We start from the raw sequence: 1,208 nt of genomic DNA on the forward strand, positions 1-1,208 counted from the left end.
ACACCTACGCCGAGCTGATCGCCGCGCCGGACAGCGCGGTGAAGGGCAAGATCGTCGTGATCACCCAGCCGATGGTCCGCGCCCAGGACGGCGCCGGCTACGGCGTGGCCGGCATTTCGCGGCGCTCGGGTCCGGTCGAGGCCGCCAAGCGCGGCGCGGTCGGCGTGCTGATCCGCTCGATCTCGACCTCGGACTCCACTGTCCCGCACACCGGCGTCACCGCCTTCGGCGAGCAGGTCGTCACCATCCCCGCCGCCGCCCTGGGCGTGCCGGAGGCCGAGCAACTGGAGCGCCTGGCCGCCAAAGGCCCGCTGCGCATCAAGCTGAAGCTCGACTCCAGCGTCGACCCCAAGGACGTGGCCTGGAACATCTCGGGCGAGATCAAGGGCTCTGAAAAGCCTGACGAAGTGATCGTCATAGGCGGCCACCTGGACAGCTGGGACGTCGGCACCGGCGCCCTGGACGACGCCACGGGCGTGGCCATCACCACGGCCGCCGCCAAGCTGATCGGCGACCTGCCCAAGCATCCCAAGCGCACCATCCGCGTGGTGATGTTCGGCTCGGAAGAGAGCGGCGGCTCGTCGGAAGCCTATCTGGCGGCCCACAAGGACGAACTGCCCAAGATCGTTCTGGCCGGCGAGAGCGACACCGGCGCCGACCGCATCTACAGCCTGCAGATCCCCAAGGGCTCGGCCGCCCACCCGGCCATGCAGACCGCCGCCCGCGTGCTGACCCCGCTGAAGATCTATGTCGACCGCAATCCGCCGGCCCACGCCGGCGCCGACATCGAGGGCCTGGAGGAGTCCGGCGTGCCGGTGATCGCCCTGAATCAGGACGCCAGCCGCTACTTCGACTACCACCACACGATGGACGACACCCTGAACAAGGTCCGTCCGGACGAACTGGCGCAGAACGTCGCGGCCTGGGCCAGCTTCGTCTACCTCGTTGCCGACAGYGACATCGACTTCCGGACGCTGAGCGCGGCGGCGTAGGCCGCGCCGGTGGCCAGGCTGACCTCCCGCTCGGCCGAGGGGCCGCCGAGAAGGACGGCGATGTGGTGTTTGACGAGGGGCGCTGGGGTCATGCGTCCCAGTTAGCGAGGACGCGTCAAGACGTGAGGGAGGCGCTTCGGAAGTTCGGTGCAGGGCTTTGGGGACACGCCGCAAGGGCATGTCCCCCAGTCCGCGATCGGGGACACGCCCTTGTGG

Annotated in this window: 1 protein-coding gene; it reads left to right on the forward strand. The window is 69.3% G+C overall.

Annotated elements, in window-relative coordinates:
* Window positions 1-992 (forward strand): M20/M25/M40 family metallo-hydrolase (locus tag AC1DZ6_RS25475; RefSeq protein ID WP_477099870.1); only part of this gene is annotated, 992 nt, incomplete at its 5' end.
* Window positions 993-1,208 lie beyond the last annotated feature (216 nt).

It is taken from the genome of Caulobacter sp. P1_B12_2 (genome assembly GCF_056406675.1).